We start from the raw sequence: 15,406 nt of genomic DNA, 5'->3' as shown, positions 1-15,406 counted from the left end.
GGAGAAGCGGAATGTCCGCAGTAGTACAGAGCATCGATGCCAAGACCGCTGAGACCGAACAGGAACTGACCGACGGTTTTCATCTCGTCATCGACGCGCTCAAGCTCAACGATATCAAGACGATTTACGGCGTGCCGGGCATTCCGATCACCGACTTCGGACGGATGGCGCAGGCCGAAGGCATCCGCGTGCTCTCGTTTCGCCACGAACAGAACGCCGGTTACGCGGCTGCGATCGCCGGTTACCTCACCAAAAAACCCGGCGTCTGCCTGACCGTTTCGGCGCCTGGCTTCCTCAATGGCCTGACCGCGCTGGCGCACGCCACCACCAACTGTTTCCCGATGATCCTGATCTCCGGCTCATCCGAACGCGAGATCGTCGACCTGCAACAGGGCGACTATGAAGAGATGGATCAGCTCGCGATCGCCAAGCCGCTGTGCAAGGCAGCGTTCCGCGTGTTGCACGCCGCCGATATCGGCATCGGGTTGGCGCGCGCGATCCGCGCCGCGGTTTCGGGGCGTCCCGGCGGCGTCTATCTCGATCTGCCGGCCAAACTGTTCGGCCAGGTGATCAGCGCCGAAGCCGGCCGCAAGTCGCTGGTCAAGGTGATCGACGCAGCACCCGCCCAGATCCCGGCACCTTCCGCCGTCAAGCGCGCGCTCGACGTGCTCAAGGGCGCCAAGCGTCCACTCATTATTCTTGGCAAGGGCGCAGCCTACGCCCAGGCCGACGACGATATCCGCGCCTTTGTTGAAAAGAGCGGCGTTCCATTCCTCCCCATGAGCATGGCCAAGGGCTTGCTGCCCGATCTTCATCCGTTGTGTGCGGGGGCTGCACGCTCCACCGTGCTGAAGGACGCCGACGTGGTGATGCTGATCGGCGCCCGCCTCAACTGGCTGTTGTCACACGGCAAGGGCAAGAACTGGGGTGAGCTACCTAAGAAATTCATCCAGATCGACATCGAGCCCAAGGAAATGGACTCCAACGTCGAGATCGTGGCCCCTGTGGTCGGCGATATCGGCTCCTGCGTGTCCGCGCTGCTTGGCGCCATGGGCAACGGCTGGACTGCGGCTCCCGCCGACTGGGTCACGACGATCGCCACCAAGCGCGAAGAGAACGTCGCCAAGATGGCACCGCGCCTGATGAACAACAACTCGCCGATGGACTATCACGGCGCGCTCGGCGTGCTGCGCACCATCATCAAGGAGCGGCCCGACGCCATCCTTGTCAACGAAGGCGCCAACACGCTCGACCTGGCGCGCGGCGTCATCGACATGCACAAGCCGCGCAAGCGGCTCGACGTCGGCACCTGGGGCGTCATGGGCATCGGCATGGGCCAGGCGATTGCGGCTGCGGTCGAAACCGGCCATCCCGTGCTCGCGGTCGAGGGCGACAGCGCCTTCGGTTTCAGCGGCATGGAGGTCGAGACCATCTGCCGCTACAACCTGCCGGTCTGCGTCGTGATCTTCAACAATAACGGCATCTATCGCGGCACCGACGTCAACAAGGGTGGCAATTCTGACCCCGCGACGACGGTCTTCGTTGCAGGCGCGCGCTACGACAAGATGATGGAGGCGTTCGGCGGCGTCGGCGTCAATGCGACGTCACCGGATGAACTCAAGCGCACCGTGAACGAGGCCATGAATTCCGGCAAACCGACGCTGATCAATGCGGTGATTGATCCTGCCGCCGGCTCCGAGAGCGGACGCATCGGCAACCTCAATCCGCAGAGCGCTCTCAAGAAGAAATAACCCGACAGATTAACGCAAAGCTCCCCGTGCATACGGGACCAGATACGAGACGGAGTACGACAATGACAAAGGCGCTCAAGGGCGTTCGAATTCTCGATTTCACCCACGTTCAATCGGGCCCGACCTGCACGCAATTGCTGGCCTGGTTCGGCGCCGACGTGATCAAGGTGGAGCGTCCGGGCGTTGGCGACATCACCCGCGGGCAATTGCAGGACGTCCCGAACGCGGACAGCCTGTATTTCACCATGCTCAACCACAACAAGCGCTCGATCACGCTCGACACCAAGAACCCGAAGGGCAAGGAAGTCCTGACCGCGCTGATCAAGAGCTGCGACGTGCTGGTCGAAAATTTCGGCCCCGGCGTGCTCGATCGCATGGGCTTCCCCTGGGAGAAAATCCACAGCATCAACCCGAAGATGATCGTGGCCTCGATCAAGGGCTTTGGTCCCGGACCCTATGAAGACTGCAAGGTCTACGAAAACGTCGCGCAATGCACCGGCGGGGCCGCCTCCACCACCGGCTTCCGCGACGGCTTGCCGCTCGTCACCGGCGCGCAGATCGGCGACAGCGGCACCGGATTGCACCTGGCGCTCGGCATCGTCACCGCGCTCTATCAGCGCACACATAGCGGCCAAGGCCAAAAGGTCACTGCCGCCATGCAGGACGGCGTGCTGAATCTCGCGCGCGTCAAGCTGCGTGACCAGCAGCGTCTGGCTCACGGCCCACTCAAGGAATACAGCCAGTTCGGCGAAGGCATTCCGTTCGGTGACGCCGTGCCACGCGCGGGCAACGATTCCGGCGGCGGTCAGCCGGGCCGCATTCTCAAGTGCAAGGGCTGGGAGACCGATCCGAACGCTTACATCTATTTCATCACCCAGGCGCCGGTTTGGGAGAAGATCTGCGACGTGATCGGCGAGCCCGGTTGGAAGACCCATCCCGACTACGCCAAGCCCCCCGCCCGGTTGTCGCGCCTCAATGAAATTTTTGCGCGCATCGAGCAATGGACCATGACCAAGACCAAGTTCGAGGCCATGGAGATCCTCAACAAGGACGACATTCCCTGCGGTCCGATCCTGTCGATGAAGGAACTCGCCGAAGATCAGTCGCTGCGCGCGACCGGCACCGTCGTCGAGGTGGATCACCCGACCCGCGGCAAATACCTGTCGGTCGGCAACCCGATCAAGCTCTCGGACTCGCCGAGCGAGGTGAAGCGTTCGCCGCTGCTGGGCGAGCACACCGACGAGATTCTGCGTCAGGTGCTTGGCTTCTCCGACCACCAGGTGAAAGAAATCCATGATTCCGGCGCGCTTGACCCGCCGCGCAAGCAAGCTGCTGAATAGAGCTTGCTTCGGGCAAAGCGATCAGGCCGCCGGGCTCCGGCGGCCTTTTTCGTTTGAAATCAATTGATTATCGGCACAGCCTCATAGCCCTGGGATGAATTTTATGTTGCGTTGCAAGATTTCCTATGCTGCCATGCAAACAAATGAATTGCGGCTGGCATCTGGTATACCTATGTTCGGGACATCAAGATTGCTTCCCGCTGCGAGGAACACGATGTCCAAGACCGCTTCTCTCCGCCTAACCCCCTCCGTCACTTGGTTCAGCCGCCTGCTGTCGGTGATCGACCATATCCTGATGACCAACGCCCGGATCGCGAACCGCAACGGTGATCTGCCTTATTTCGGTCTCTGACGGATCAAACGATTCCGATTTCAGAGCTTTTTTGAAAAAAAGACCCCGGTTTTCCCGGGGTCTTTTTTTGTGCCATGGAGGGCAGCCTGCGACCAAGAGTGGCGAACAACGCCCTTGCGCTCTGGCATATCACATACCAATATGCGCAAACCGGTCACGCCCATTACATAAAACAAAAAGCGTACCAGGGGAGGATCTATGGAGCCCAATTCGGAAACCACCGCCACACCAGAAGGTCGCCATTTCCGCTGGATGCAACTCGCGATGGGCGTGGTTTGCATGGCGATGATCGCCAATCTCCAATATGGCTGGACGCTGTTTGTCGATCCGATCGACCAGAAGTTTCACTGGGGCCGTTCTGCGATCCAGTTGGCTTTCACGCTCTTTGTGGTGACCGAGACCTGGCTCGTGCCGGTCGAAGCGTGGTTCGTCGATAAATATGGCCCGCGTGCCGTCGTCATGTTCGGCGGTGTCACCATCGCTCTCGCCTGGGTCCTGAACTCCTATGCCAACTCGCTCGTGCTGCTTTACGCGGCGGCGATCGTCAGCGGAATCGGCGCCGGTGCCGTTTACGGCACTTGCGTCGGCAACGCGTTGAAATGGTTTCCTGACCGCCGCGGACTGGCTGCGGGCGTGACCGCCGCCGGTTTTGGCGCGGGCGCCGCGATCACCGTGGTACCGATTGCAAAAATGATTGCCGCCACCGGCTACGAGAGCGCGTTCTTCTCGTTCGGCATCGGGCAGGGCTTGATTGTGCTGGTGCTGGCGATCTTCCTGCGCAAGCCATCGCAGGCGATGCCGATGAAGAAGAAACAACTCAACCTGCCGCAGACCAAGATCGACTATACTCCCGCGCAAGTGCTGCGCACGCCGGTGTTCTGGGTCATGTACCTGGTTTTCGTGATGGTCGCGGCCGGCGGCCTTATGGCAGCCGCGCAAATTGCGCCGATTGCCCATGACTACAAGATCGCCGACGTGCCGATGAGCATTTTCGGCTTCCAAACGGTGGCGCTGACGCTCGCGATTTCGCTCGATCGTATCTTTGACGGCTTTGGGCGGCCGTTCTTCGGATGGGTCTCCGACACGATCGGGCGCGAGCGCACGATGTTCATCGCCTTTGGCACGGCCGCGCTCATGTTGTTGACGTTGTCGGTCTACGGGCACTATCCGGTCGTCTTCGTGCTGGCGACGGCGGTCTATTTTGGCGTGTTCGGCGAGATCTACAGTCTGTTCCCCGCCACCAGTGGCGACACGTTCGGTGTCAAATTCGCCACCACCAACAATGGTATGTTGTACACGGCGAAGGGAACGGCTTCGCTGTTCGTGCCGCTGGCCAGTCTGGTCGCCGCCAGTTGGGGATGGCATGCGGTGTTCGTCATTGCGGTCGCCCTCAACGCTACCGCCGCGCTGATGGCCATATTCGTCGTCAAGCCAATGCGCCGCACGTTCATCCTCGGCAGCGAAGCACCCGCCGATGCCACGACACACAATGCGCGTGTAGCCTGAGGCATTCCGCTTCGTCCGATCGATCAAGAGGCGCGTGATCCGCGCCTCTTTTTTGCGTCCGCAGAATGGAATACAAAATACAAGAAAACGTCGAGCCTGACTTCGGGCTCGTGCCTGTCAGCGCGAAACGTCAGCATTATTGCCGTTTTTCTTAAGGGATTCACATCCAAAACCTGATTGACAATTGGTATAACGTATACCAAGGTCGCACCGCTGATCCTGCGGCTGACCTGAAGGAGCTTGCGATGAAAGTCGGAGACATCCTGCGCAAAAAGACCGCGCGCATTTCCACCATTCGAATGAACGAGACCGTGGCCATCGCGGCTCAACTGATGCGCGCGGGCAATGTCAGTGCCCTCGTCGTCAAGGACGTAGTGCGCACCGAGGGTAACACCGCTGTCGGCATGTTCACCGAGCGCGACGTCGTGCGTGCCATTGCCGAACACGGCGCGGCCGGCGTCAACATGAAGGTGTCGCAGCTGATCTCGGTTCAGCAACTGGTGTCGTGCAGTTCCAACGACACGCTGGAAGAGGTTCGGCACCTGATGAACCAGCATCACATTCGCCACTTGCCCGTGATCGACGATCACAGCCTGTGCGGCGTGATCAGCATCCGCGATATTTCAACGGCTTTTGACGAAGAGGCTACTGCAGCACTCGCCGTTATGGCCTGACCCCCTTCCCCGTCTCGTCAAGAAGCGCTGCGGCTTTCGAATTCATTCGGAGCCGCCGGCTGGCTTGCGCCCTTATTTTTCAGCACCGACATTTTCGAGGACCACTTGATGAAAATCTGTATTTACGGCGCCGGCGCTATCGGCGGCTATCTCGGAGTCCAGTTCGCGCGCGCTGGCGCCGATGTGAGCCTGGTCGCCCGCGGCGCCCACCTCGCCGCGATGCGGGCAAATGGGCTGAAACTTTTGATCGGCGACGAAGAACGCCTGGCCAATCCGCGCTGCACCGATAATCCCGCCGAACTCGGTCCTCAGGATTTCGTCATCATCTGTCTGAAGGCGCACTCGATCACCGGCGTTATCGATGCGATGCAGCCTCTGCTTTCAGAGCAAACCCGTATCGTGACCGCGGTCAACGGCATCCCCTATTGGTACTTCTACAAGCATGGCGGTGCTTACCAAGGTTCGACGCTGGAAAGCATCGATCCGGGCGGCCGGCAATGGCGCGAGTTGCGCCCCGAACGCGCGATCGGATGCATTGTTTACCCCGCGACCGAGATCGTCGCTCCCGGCGTCATCCAGCACGTCTATGGCGACCGTTTTCCGATCGGCGAGCCCTCCGGCGAAGTTAGCGCAGATGTAACACGGCTTTCGGCCCTGTTCAGCGAAGCCGGCATGCAGGCGCCCGTGCTCGATCGCATCCGTGACGAGATCTGGTTAAAGCTCTGGGGTAATGTCTGCCTTAACCCCATCAGTGCGCTCACGCATGCGACCCTCGACGTGATCTGTTCCGATCCCGCGACGCGCGCACTGTCGAAGGCGATCATGCTGGAGACCCAGACGATCGCAGAAAATTTCGGCGTCAAGTTCCGCGTCGACGTCGAACGGCGGATCGAAGGCGCCCGCAAGGTCGGCGCCCACAAGACCTCGATGTTGCAGGATCTGGAGCGCGGCCGGCCGATGGAGATTCAGCCGATGGTCTCAGTCGTTCAGGAAATGGGCCGGCTGACGCAAACGCCGACACCGGCGCTCGATGCCGTGCTGGCACTTGTCGTCCAGCGGGCGAAGGTAGCGGGGTTGGGCTGCGCCCCAGCCCCGGTCGAGGCTAAAATACCGGCCTTTGCCTGATCGTGGGTCGGTATGCAGCGTTGAGCAGCCGCGGTTATGGACATTTGCCAGCCGTGGCGGGATAAGGCCGGAATAACCGACCGCAATACGCTCAACCGGGAAATGATCCGCATGAAGGCCTATGTTTACGGCGCCAATGGCGCTGAAATCACCGACGTCGCCAAGCCCTCCCCCAAGGCTGCCCAAGTGCTGGTCCGCGTTCACGCCTGCGGCCTCAACCGCGCCGACCTCGGCATGACCAAGGGACACGTGCACGGCAGCGCCGGCGGCGCCGGCACCGTGCTCGGCATGGAATGGGCCGGCGAGATCGCCGAACTCGGTCCCGACGTCAAAGGCGTCAAGGTCGGCGACAAGGTGATGGGCTCGGGCACGGCCGCCTTCGCCGAATATACGCTGGCCGATCACGGCCGGCTGTTCCGCGCGCCTTCGAACATGAATTTCGACGAAGCCTGCACGTTACCGATCGCGATCACAACCATGCATAACGCGGTGGTGACGGTCGGCGGCTTGCAGCCGGGACAAAGCGTCATGATTCAGGGCGCGAGCTCCGGCGTCGGGCTGATGGCGATGCAAATCGCGAAATTCAAGGGTGCAAAGCTCGTGGTCGGATCTTCCACCGACGCGAGCCGCCGCGCACGCTTGAAGGAATTCGGCGCCGACCTCGCGGTTGATTCCAGCGATCCTGGTTGGGTCGACCAGGTGTTGCAGGCAACGTCAGGCGAAGGCGTCGACCTGATCGTCGATCAGGTCTCGGGCAAGGTCGCAAGCCAGAACCTGAAAGCGACCAAAATCAAGGGCCGCATCGTCAACGTCGGCCGACTCGGCGGCACCCACGCCGACTTCAATTTCGATCTGCATGCGGCGCGCCGCATCAGCTACATCGGCGTCACATTCCGAACCCGCTCGATCGAGGAAATCCGGGAAATATTCAAGGAAGCGACCCGGGACCTGTGGCCGGCGGTGGAGCAGCGGAAGTTGCAGCTGCCGATCGACAAGGTGTTTGCCTTCGACGATATCGGCAAAGCGTTCGCGCATATGGAAGCCAACCAACACCTCGGAAAGATCGTCGTGACGTTTTAACATCGTATCCGGGGAGTATCCGATGAATCGTTTTGTCATTGTAATGGCGGCGGCTTCACTCGTGGCTTTGACACTCAGTGCCGCAGCGCAGGATGCACGCCAGATCCTGGCGCCCACAGGAAAGCTGCGGGTCGGAGTTTATTATGGCAGTCCGACCTCGATGGTTCGCGACAGCAAGACCAACGAGGTCCATGGCCTGAGCTACGATCTGGGCCACGAGCTGGCGAAACGGCTCAACGTTCCCTTCGAGCAGGTCAGCTATCAGCGCATTTCCGATGTGCTCGAAGGCATGAAAGCCGGCGACGTCGACTTCACGGTCAGCAATTCCACGCCGGCGCGCGCCGCCACGGTGACCTTCAGCCAGACACTGCTCACGATCGAACTTGGATACCTCGTCGCGGCCAATTCGCCGATCACGACTATTGCCGACATCCAGAAACCCGGCCTGCGGATCGGCGTTACAAAAGCAAGCACGTCGCAAGGCACGATTCCGAAACTGCTGCCGAATGCAACGGTCGTGCCCGCAGAGAATTACAAACGCGGCATCGAAATGCTCGAACACGGCGAGATCGACACCTACGCCACCAACAAGCCGACCTTGTTCGAGATGTCCGACCAGATGCCGGGATCGCGGATCCTGGATGGCCGATGGGGCGAAGAACACCTTGCGGTCGCGATCCCCAAAGACCACGAGGCCGCGCTGGAATATATCCAACGCTTCGTTCAGGAGGTGCAGAGCAGCGGTCTGGTTGCTCAATCCACTGAGCGCGCCGGATTGCGGGGGGCGGTGAAAGCCCAATAAGACGACCCGACGATCTACCGATCGGCGGCCATCACGCAGACGTTGCGCGGTCTGCCCGAGCCGCCCTTCCGCGCCTAGCTCAACAAAGCGCGCCTAGCTCAATAAAGTACGTGTCTTTGTACCGGCATCGTATATTTCGATCTGAAGCATCGGATAAGTCGACTTCAGTTTTCGACCCGCTGCTTCTGCTGCGTCGACCGTGTCAAACTCCGACTTGAAGTGACCATCGACAACGGTGACGAACCCATCGACAGGGGGCCGGTCAGCTCGAAGCGCTTTCCTCGGCTCCGGCTCTTCGATCGAGAGAACGGGTTTTTTCATCTTTTGAATCCTTTCACAGTCATCGCAACAGCTTCCTGCACGACGATCATCTATCTGCCATTTCTAAAATCAAGACTGCGCAAGATGATGCCGGGCGGCGTGCCCTCGAATTCCCTTGCGGTGAATTTTTCGGCGGCACGTTTTTCAATCTGATCGCGCAACCGCATGAACTGCACCTCACGCTGATCAGGTTTGGTCCGTTCCGTCTTTTCCATGTCGTCCATGGCGGATGTGCTGACGGCGCAAGATATTTCCTTTTCGCCGTCGATCATCGAGAACAGGACTACCATCCGGTCAAATTCGTAACCGCCGAAGCTGCCGCGAGTCAGTGCCATGTGACGTGCCCTCCTCCTGGACGGTTACGGGTGCAGGTTTAGCGCCTTTTTTTCGGCTGCGGATCGATCTCTTCGATCTTGAGAAGACAATCAGCTTCGGAATCGTGCGGCCCGGAGACGAACGTTCCGCTTACTTTCGTAGAGTACCAGCCGGACACGACGCCAAGCCGAAGCGACTCTTCCATTTTGACGTGACGCGGCGAGAGATTTTGCATGGACTATGTAACTTTCGGGTTGACGTTCGATTCTCGATCGAGCGCTTGGAAGTCTTCGACCATTCGAAGACCTGGATTGCTCAGCTCTTGTCGGATAGCCGGTTAAAATCAGCAAAGACGGCCGCGACCAGGTCGCGATGATGGGCATCGCCCGAAGCCAGCCCCGCGAGATATAAATTCAGGACGTAGCGCGCCTTGGCAGCGGCTTCGGGCCAGGACGCAGCCTGAACCGACAGAAGTTGGCTTTCAACTACAGTTTGGCGCTCGCGCAACTGAGTTGCGTTGTTTTCGACCTCCGCCAGAGCACGCCTGATGTCGGTGGCTTTTTGGGCGGCCATGCCCCGGTGCTTGTCGAGATCGAGCGGCTTGTCATTCATGCGGCGCGCTCGCATCGATGCGTTGCGCATTGGACAAGTCGACCGAGCCGATGGAAATCATCTCCATCGCCGAATTCTGCGCGACCGCCGGCACCATGATCATGGTAGCAACCCGGCGAAACACCGGAAACGATAAGCCTTCGATCATCTCCTCATCGGTGATGATCTCATAGGCGCCCGGAGGCAACACGCGGTCGATACCCCTGATCTGGAAGGGATGCTGAAACGTGATGGTTTCACGTCGCGTTCGCGTGGTCATGACGTAACAGGCGCCGTCGACCGACCTCGCCCGATTCTGTTGGGGTGCATCGATTTACCGTGCGCCCTTTTGAGTCGATTAGCCATCGCTTTCTCGCGAGATTGCGCCCTAGGCCGAATAGCCGCGCTTACCTTGTATTCCGCCGCGTTCGTAACCATTTGGTTGAAACCCGCGGACATTTACCGGCAATCGGCAGGCAAAGCGCTCAAGACGACCCAGTTGGCGCCTGCATCTACGCATTCAGACGCTTTTAAATCTACGCATTCAGACGCTTTTAACGGCTGCTTCGAAGTTGCACGGCTTCGAAATGAGGGCGGCGTGCAATTTTTTTGACGATGCAGGCGATCAGGTCAGGTGTTTCGGATGAAGATTCGTGTCGGCTTCGAAATGATTTACGACTTTCCGCAGCCGACGCCTCTGATCGCGGTGGTGGGCACGCATTTTTCAAGGGCCTCCGACGTCCTTGAACCCGACTACCTGACGATCAGCCCTTCGGTGCCGATCACGCCCTACCGCGACGGCTTCGGCAATTGGTGCAGCCGGATCGTCGCCCCTGCCGGCCGGGTGCGCCTCGCGGCCAACGGTCTCGTTCGAGATAGCGGCCTGCCTGATGTGATCGTTCCCGGTGCCGCGCAGCACGCCGTGGAAGATCTTCCGGCAGATGCCATCGTCTATCTCTTGGGCAGCCGCTACTGCGAAACCGATCGGCTTTCCGACACGGCCTGGAAACTGTTTGAGAAAACCACGCCGGGCTGGGCGCGGGTCCAGGCGATCTGCGACTTCGTCCACAATCACATCGTATTCGGATATGAACATGCGCGCTCGACCAAGACGGCATGGGAAGCGTTCGACGACGGTAAAGGCGTCTGCCGCGATTACGCGCACCTGGCCATCACCTTCTGCCGCTGCATGAACATCCCGGCGCGATATTGCACCGGCTATCTCGGCGATATCGGTATGCCCCCTCCCTATGCCGCAGGAGATTTTGCCGGCTGGTTCGAGGCCTATATCGGCGGTCACTGGTACACGTTCGATGCGCGCAACAACATTCCGCGAATCGGTCGTGTCCTGATTGCGCAAGGCCGGGACGCCGCCGATGTTCCAATCACCCAGACGTTCGGACCAAATACCCTGGTCAACTTCACGGTCTGGACCGATGAAGTGGTCTAGACGATCTTGTTAACGTTCTGACTTTGGAATTGCCCGCCCCCGCGCGGCAAAAACGCGAATAGCCTCGCTATTGGGCAAACGAACTGTTACAGCTTCCGACATCATCGCGCGCCCCGGGCTGTTATCGGTGACTGAGAGCGTTTGCGCTCCCGCCTCAACCAGAGAAGGCGGTCTTATGCTCGACACCCAAAAATTCGATTTTCGAGAGTGGCTTGTTCCTCCCTTGCTGGTGCCGTTGTTTTTCGGGCTGTTGATCGCGGCCTTGGTCGTTTTTCGCTGGTAGGTTCCCGCACTCGGCAAGCTCGCAATGACAGGCGGAGCGGGTAACGGAAGACTGGGTTTCAGAAATGGCAAACGCCGCAATCATCAGGGATGCCTATGGCGTTCCGGCCATGTTCGTTGGTTCAAAGACAGGCCGGGACGATGCCCCCTTTGTTTTCATCAGGGTCGGCGAGGAAGAGCGTCGGATGCGATGGGCCGAATGGGATGCACTTCCTGCGTGGTCAGGTGCTCGGCCATCTTGGGCAGCCAAACAGTGACGTCTGGGAGACCTGACACCGGCTCAACGAACGCTGTCGGCCTCCGTGCCACGGTCACGCCGAAGGATGGACTTTCGTGAAAGACGCCGCTTCGTGGATCGCGATTGGCGCTGCGCTGATCTCGGCCTGTGTCGGGCTATATGCGACCGCAGGAAGCGACCTTCGCGATCAGATCGAGAGGCTATTTCCATTTATACGTCAACAGGCGCCTTGGGCGGCATGGGCGGCGATTGCAGCCGCAGTGTCAGTCGTCGCACAGGCGATGGAAAAGCTCCCGGTCTGAACAACAGGACCATCGAGACCGAATGGGGTGTCCATGAATGAACGGCTGGAAGCACTGAAGAAAGCCCGCGAACGTATGATCGAGGAAAGGGATGCACATGTGAAGGTGCTCGCTGCTCCTTTTGACCGGGACAAAGCCGAGCGAGCGCGCAATAAATTCATCGAGACTCAGTTGGTCATCGATGCGCTGGAGCGGGCCATGAGCGCAGAGGAGCGCACCCCACCAACGCCATGAGCCCGCACGCCAGATACAACCGCCAATGTCCGGGATGGGCGGCAGCGACAACTAAGACATCGCTATTCCAAGCCAAAGAGCGCACAGTTGCACCTGGCTGAACGAGCCGCACTGTCAACACGACATTGGCATCCAGTCAGTGTCGCACAACGCGAGGAGAGCGACATGGCCAAAGGCGAGCAAAAAGGCAATCGGGAATCCAAGAAACCCAAGAAAGAAAAGATCAAGACAATCGCTGCGGCGCCAAGCCAGAAGACCGCAGGATGGCAGCCGAGTTTCGGGAAGAAAAAATAGCGACGCCGACTAACGTCAGCATCTGACCTGCTGTTGGTCTAAACGCATTTTGAACGCGCCTTATTTGGCGAAGCCGCCGCGTGAGTTGGGATACCCCCTCGCGCGAGCGCGCTGGGCTGGGCAGCCCGCAAAGGAAATCGAAATGAAAAAGATTGTTGCCGCCCTGATGCTGTGCGCATCCGCGCAAGGTGCTCTCGCCGCCGGGCCTGACTGTCGCGCGATCCAAAGTGCGGGCGAACGATTGGCTTGTTACGATGCGGCGTCGGTTCCGAAAAAGGACAAACCGGCGCTGCTTGAAACCGACGCCTCGCGCGCTGCCTACCAGGACCCGCTCGTCGCGGAAGACGCGCGAACCGCCGCCAAGCTAAAAAATATTTGTCGCGGCTGCTAATACGCTCGATCAGCAGGGGTAAATCCAAATGTCCTCTGCCCATCTGCTCAAATGACTGAGCACGCCTGACCGATTTTGGGAACCACGCACTCCTCTTCGCGTTCTCACCGGATGCCCGAGAGGTTCCGTGATGAAACAGGTTTTCGATCAGCTTTTGAGATTTCTACATGAAGGAATTTCAGAGATCTTCCGCTTCGTCGAACTCATCTGGACCTGGTCGGTCGATCAGATCGGCAAACTGGCGGCCGTGCCTTGGCAGCAATGGCCAGTGTGGAAAGAATTCCTTCTGTTGCTGATCCTGTTGGGCGTGGTCTGGGCGCTTTACCGGGTGGGCCGCGAGCTGTTGTTTGCGGGCGCGGCGATCCTGGCCGCCTTCGCCGATCTGCTTGGTGTGCTGGTGCGAACGCTGCCGCACGTCATGCTGGCCGGTGTCATCGCGCTTGGAGGCGTGTGGCTGATCAATCACCTCGACAATTCGCTGGTGCGAATGCCGACCTGGCTCCAGGCCAGCGAACAAACGAACTCACCTGAGAAAACCAGCCCCCCTGAAAATCGCCAGAGCAGCCCGTCGTCCGTCCAGCCAAGTACCCAGTCAAGTAACCCGCCTCAAGATCCGAAGTGAGACGGCCTCTGCTCGTTACTTTCGGTTCTGAAGTCTTCGATCGTGCGGGTCTCTTGATGGCCGCAACGAAGATATCGGTATTTGCCCAGCAAATTGACTGCCCTGCAAATATGGCAGCTACGCTGACCTAATTATCGTCCGTTAGACTTCGGCTCTACATAAGAATCCCGCGAGCACTCGAAGCAGAAGGTAACACGGCGTCGGCACCACATCATCCGCATCTGACGCCTGGGTCTATGTGGTCGTGAGAGCCGCCCAGGCTTGTGATCGTAATCAGGGTGCGTGGCCATGCTGCACACCGGATGAGTTTAGGGTAGCAAACGCCCCGGCCGGCGGTCACCGATGCAATCATAGCCACGATGATCGGGTTACCGACATGGCAAACACCGTCGGTCTCCGTGACGCACCACAAGCTCTGGACAAGCCGTACCCATCCGGTTCAAATTCGGCCAAGCAGTTTCAATTCTGGCGATAGACCTGAAATGACTGCGCCGGCTCGCGGCAACGACCGGAGCCGGAAAAATATTTGGGGAGGAGCAAATGGCCGTTTCACGTCGCCAGCTATTGCTGGGAAGCGCGGGTGCGCTCGGCGCCACCACATTTTCGCTTTGGTCTGCAACCGCGGCGTCAGAGCCGATCAAGATCGGTTTCCTTGCAGCGATGACCGGGCCGAGTTCGGCGCCGACGATAGGCTTCAACCGCGGCGTGATTTTCGCCGTCGACGCCATCAATGCGGCTGGCGGCGTCAAGGGTCGCATGCTCGAGGTCGTCACCCGCGACACCCAGGGCGATCCGACCAAGGCCGTCAATGCGACCCAGGAATTGATCAGCCAGGCCAAGGTGCACGCGATCTGGGGACCGTTCAATTCCGGCGAAGCGCTCGCGACCACACCGATCATGGCGCGCGCCAAAATGCCGAACATCCATCCTTGCGTGGTGGAAACGCTGATCGACCCGACCAAATTCCCGAACGCGTTCCGGCTGGCGCCCTCGAACAGCCAATGGGACGACGCGGTCCGCAACTACTGCCTCAATATCCTGAAAGTCAAAAAAGTCGCGGTGATCGGCGACACGACTGGTTATGGCGTCACCGCGGTTGGCGCGTCGGTCGCGGCATTCAAGAAGGACGGCGCCGAGGTGGTCTATCAGGCCAATATCGATGCAACCCAGCCCGACATGACGCCGGACATGCTGCGCGCCCGAAATGCCGGCGCCGAAGTCTTCGTGATCTGGAGCGTCTCGACCGGCATGGAGGCACGGATGTTTAACACGCGTGCCGCGATGAACTGGGATATCGCCTTTGTCGGCCACCCCTCGATGGCGTCTGGCGAACTCGCGGGTCTCGTCGAGAAGCCCGAAAACTGGAAGAAGGTCTACGCGATCGGCTACAAGAGCTGCAGCTACGACGCCTCGGGCAAACTGCCCGCCAAGAGCCAGGATCTGGTCGATCGCCTGCTCAAGGCCAATGTTTCAATCAAGGACACGCTGTTGTGGTGGATTGCCGACGGCGTCGATGCGATCGATTTGATCGCTAAGGGCGTCGAGCAAAGCGGATCGACCGATGGCGAAGGCATTATCAAATACTGGAATTCGCTGTCGAAATATCCCGGCTATTTCGGCAACTTCGTATTCTCGCCGACCCAGCACAACGGATACCTCACCGAAGAGATCGTGATGTCGGAGGCCTCCACCGCCAGGAACGGCACCTTTGCGCTCGCGCCCGGATACACGTAGCG

Annotated in this window: 20 protein-coding genes; 15 read left to right on the top strand and 5 right to left on the bottom strand. The window is 59.6% G+C overall.

Features of this window, described 5'->3' with window-relative positions; all coding sequences use genetic code 11:
• Positions 1-11 precede the first annotated feature (11 nt).
• The 8 genes from oxc (at position 12) to ABSE61_RS21980 (ending at position 8,630) form a co-directional block, all read left to right on the top strand.
• Positions 12-1,751, top strand: coding sequence for an oxalyl-CoA decarboxylase (oxc, locus tag ABSE61_RS22015; protein WP_423873252.1), 1,740 nt, complete (start codon positions 12-14; stop codon positions 1,749-1,751).
• A gap of 62 nt (positions 1,752-1,813) precedes the next feature.
• Entirely contained in the window at positions 1,814-3,091 is a 1,278-nt protein-coding gene (gene frc / locus ABSE61_RS22010; RefSeq protein ID WP_423873251.1) for a formyl-CoA transferase, read from the top strand.
• A 214-nt stretch (positions 3,092-3,305) separates the two neighbouring features.
• Positions 3,306-3,443, top strand: a complete 138-nt coding sequence (locus tag ABSE61_RS22005; RefSeq protein WP_423873250.1) for a hypothetical protein — start codon at positions 3,306-3,308, stop codon at positions 3,441-3,443.
• Between the two features lie 198 nt (positions 3,444-3,641).
• Entirely contained in the window at positions 3,642-4,949 is a 1,308-nt protein-coding gene (gene oxlT / locus ABSE61_RS22000) for an oxalate/formate MFS antiporter (RefSeq protein ID WP_423873249.1), read from the top strand.
• A 245-nt stretch (positions 4,950-5,194) separates the two neighbouring features.
• Positions 5,195-5,623 (top strand): CBS domain-containing protein, encoded by a 429-nt coding sequence (locus tag ABSE61_RS21995; RefSeq protein WP_423873248.1) that lies wholly within the window; start codon positions 5,195-5,197, stop codon positions 5,621-5,623.
• A gap of 108 nt (positions 5,624-5,731) precedes the next feature.
• The gene (locus ABSE61_RS21990; RefSeq protein WP_423873247.1) at positions 5,732-6,748 is read left to right on the top strand and encodes a 2-dehydropantoate 2-reductase; all 1,017 of its coding nucleotides are present in this window, start codon (positions 5,732-5,734) and stop codon (positions 6,746-6,748) included.
• 111 nt (positions 6,749-6,859) lie between these two features.
• Positions 6,860-7,828, top strand: coding sequence for a quinone oxidoreductase family protein (locus tag ABSE61_RS21985; RefSeq protein WP_423873246.1), 969 nt, complete (start codon positions 6,860-6,862; stop codon positions 7,826-7,828).
• Between the two features lie 22 nt (positions 7,829-7,850).
• Positions 7,851-8,630 carry a transporter substrate-binding domain-containing protein gene (locus ABSE61_RS21980; protein WP_423873245.1) on the top strand — a complete coding sequence of 260 codons (780 nt, stop codon included), beginning with the start codon at positions 7,851-7,853 and terminating at the stop codon, positions 8,628-8,630.
• Between the two features lie 93 nt (positions 8,631-8,723).
• Here ABSE61_RS21980 and ABSE61_RS21975 read toward each other — a convergent pair whose 3' ends face one another.
• From ABSE61_RS21975 to ABSE61_RS21960, 4 genes are all read right to left on the bottom strand, one after another.
• Positions 8,724-8,951 carry a hypothetical protein gene (locus tag ABSE61_RS21975; RefSeq protein WP_423873244.1) on the bottom strand — a complete coding sequence of 76 codons (228 nt, stop codon included), beginning with the start codon at positions 8,949-8,951 and terminating at the stop codon, positions 8,724-8,726.
• Positions 8,952-9,001: 50 nt separating this feature from the next.
• Positions 9,002-9,286, bottom strand: a complete 285-nt coding sequence (locus tag ABSE61_RS21970) for a DUF1488 family protein (protein ID WP_423873243.1) — start codon at positions 9,284-9,286, stop codon at positions 9,002-9,004.
• 295 nt (positions 9,287-9,581) lie between these two features.
• The gene (locus ABSE61_RS21965) at positions 9,582-9,878 is read right to left on the bottom strand and encodes a hypothetical protein (protein ID WP_423873242.1); all 297 of its coding nucleotides are present in this window, start codon (positions 9,876-9,878) and stop codon (positions 9,582-9,584) included.
• Positions 9,871-10,137, bottom strand: a complete 267-nt coding sequence (locus ABSE61_RS21960) for a hypothetical protein (RefSeq protein WP_423873241.1) — start codon at positions 10,135-10,137, stop codon at positions 9,871-9,873. Before ABSE61_RS21960 ends, ABSE61_RS21965 begins: the two co-directional genes overlap by 8 nt.
• Positions 10,138-10,500: 363 nt before the next feature.
• On the opposite strand from ABSE61_RS21960, the gene ABSE61_RS21955 reads away from it, so the two are divergent.
• A complete protein-coding gene (locus ABSE61_RS21955; RefSeq protein ID WP_423873240.1) occupies positions 10,501-11,307 on the top strand; it encodes a transglutaminase-like domain-containing protein in 807 nt (268 codons plus the stop codon).
• A gap of 154 nt (positions 11,308-11,461) precedes the next feature.
• Here ABSE61_RS21955 and ABSE61_RS21950 read toward each other — a convergent pair whose 3' ends face one another.
• Complete coding sequence (locus tag ABSE61_RS21950; RefSeq protein WP_423873239.1) at positions 11,462-11,674, bottom strand: hypothetical protein; 213 nt, start codon at positions 11,672-11,674, stop codon at positions 11,462-11,464.
• Between the two features lie 248 nt (positions 11,675-11,922).
• Here ABSE61_RS21950 and ABSE61_RS21945 point away from each other — a divergent pair, with 248 nt between their 5' ends.
• The 6 genes from ABSE61_RS21945 to ABSE61_RS21920 all read left to right on the top strand — a co-directional run bounded on the left by ABSE61_RS21945 (position 11,923) and on the right by ABSE61_RS21920 (position 15,404).
• Positions 11,923-12,129, top strand: coding sequence for a hypothetical protein (locus tag ABSE61_RS21945; protein WP_423873238.1), 207 nt, complete (start codon positions 11,923-11,925; stop codon positions 12,127-12,129).
• 33 nt (positions 12,130-12,162) lie between these two features.
• Positions 12,163-12,363, top strand: a complete 201-nt coding sequence (locus ABSE61_RS21940; RefSeq protein ID WP_423873237.1) for a hypothetical protein — start codon at positions 12,163-12,165, stop codon at positions 12,361-12,363.
• 165 nt (positions 12,364-12,528) lie between these two features.
• Positions 12,529-12,657, top strand: a complete 129-nt coding sequence (locus ABSE61_RS21935) for a hypothetical protein (RefSeq protein WP_423873236.1) — start codon at positions 12,529-12,531, stop codon at positions 12,655-12,657.
• Between the two features lie 64 nt (positions 12,658-12,721).
• On the top strand, positions 12,722-13,048 hold the full coding sequence (locus ABSE61_RS21930; RefSeq protein WP_423873235.1) for a hypothetical protein: 327 nt from the start codon (positions 12,722-12,724) through the stop codon (positions 13,046-13,048).
• 130 nt (positions 13,049-13,178) lie between these two features.
• Positions 13,179-13,670: a hypothetical protein gene (locus ABSE61_RS21925; RefSeq protein ID WP_423873234.1), complete on the top strand. Its 492-nt coding sequence runs from the start codon at positions 13,179-13,181 to the stop codon at positions 13,668-13,670.
• A gap of 540 nt (positions 13,671-14,210) precedes the next feature.
• Positions 14,211-15,404, top strand: a complete 1,194-nt coding sequence (locus tag ABSE61_RS21920; protein WP_423873233.1) for an ABC transporter substrate-binding protein — start codon at positions 14,211-14,213, stop codon at positions 15,402-15,404.
• The last annotated feature ends 2 nt before the right edge of the window (positions 15,405-15,406 follow it).

The organism is Bradyrhizobium sp. (genome assembly GCF_049519115.1).
In the GTDB taxonomy this organism is placed as follows: Bacteria; Pseudomonadota; Alphaproteobacteria; order Rhizobiales; family Xanthobacteraceae; genus Bradyrhizobium.
The sequence above is the reverse complement of the archived record's forward strand: the minus strand, read 5'-3'. Positions and strand labels throughout refer to the sequence as shown.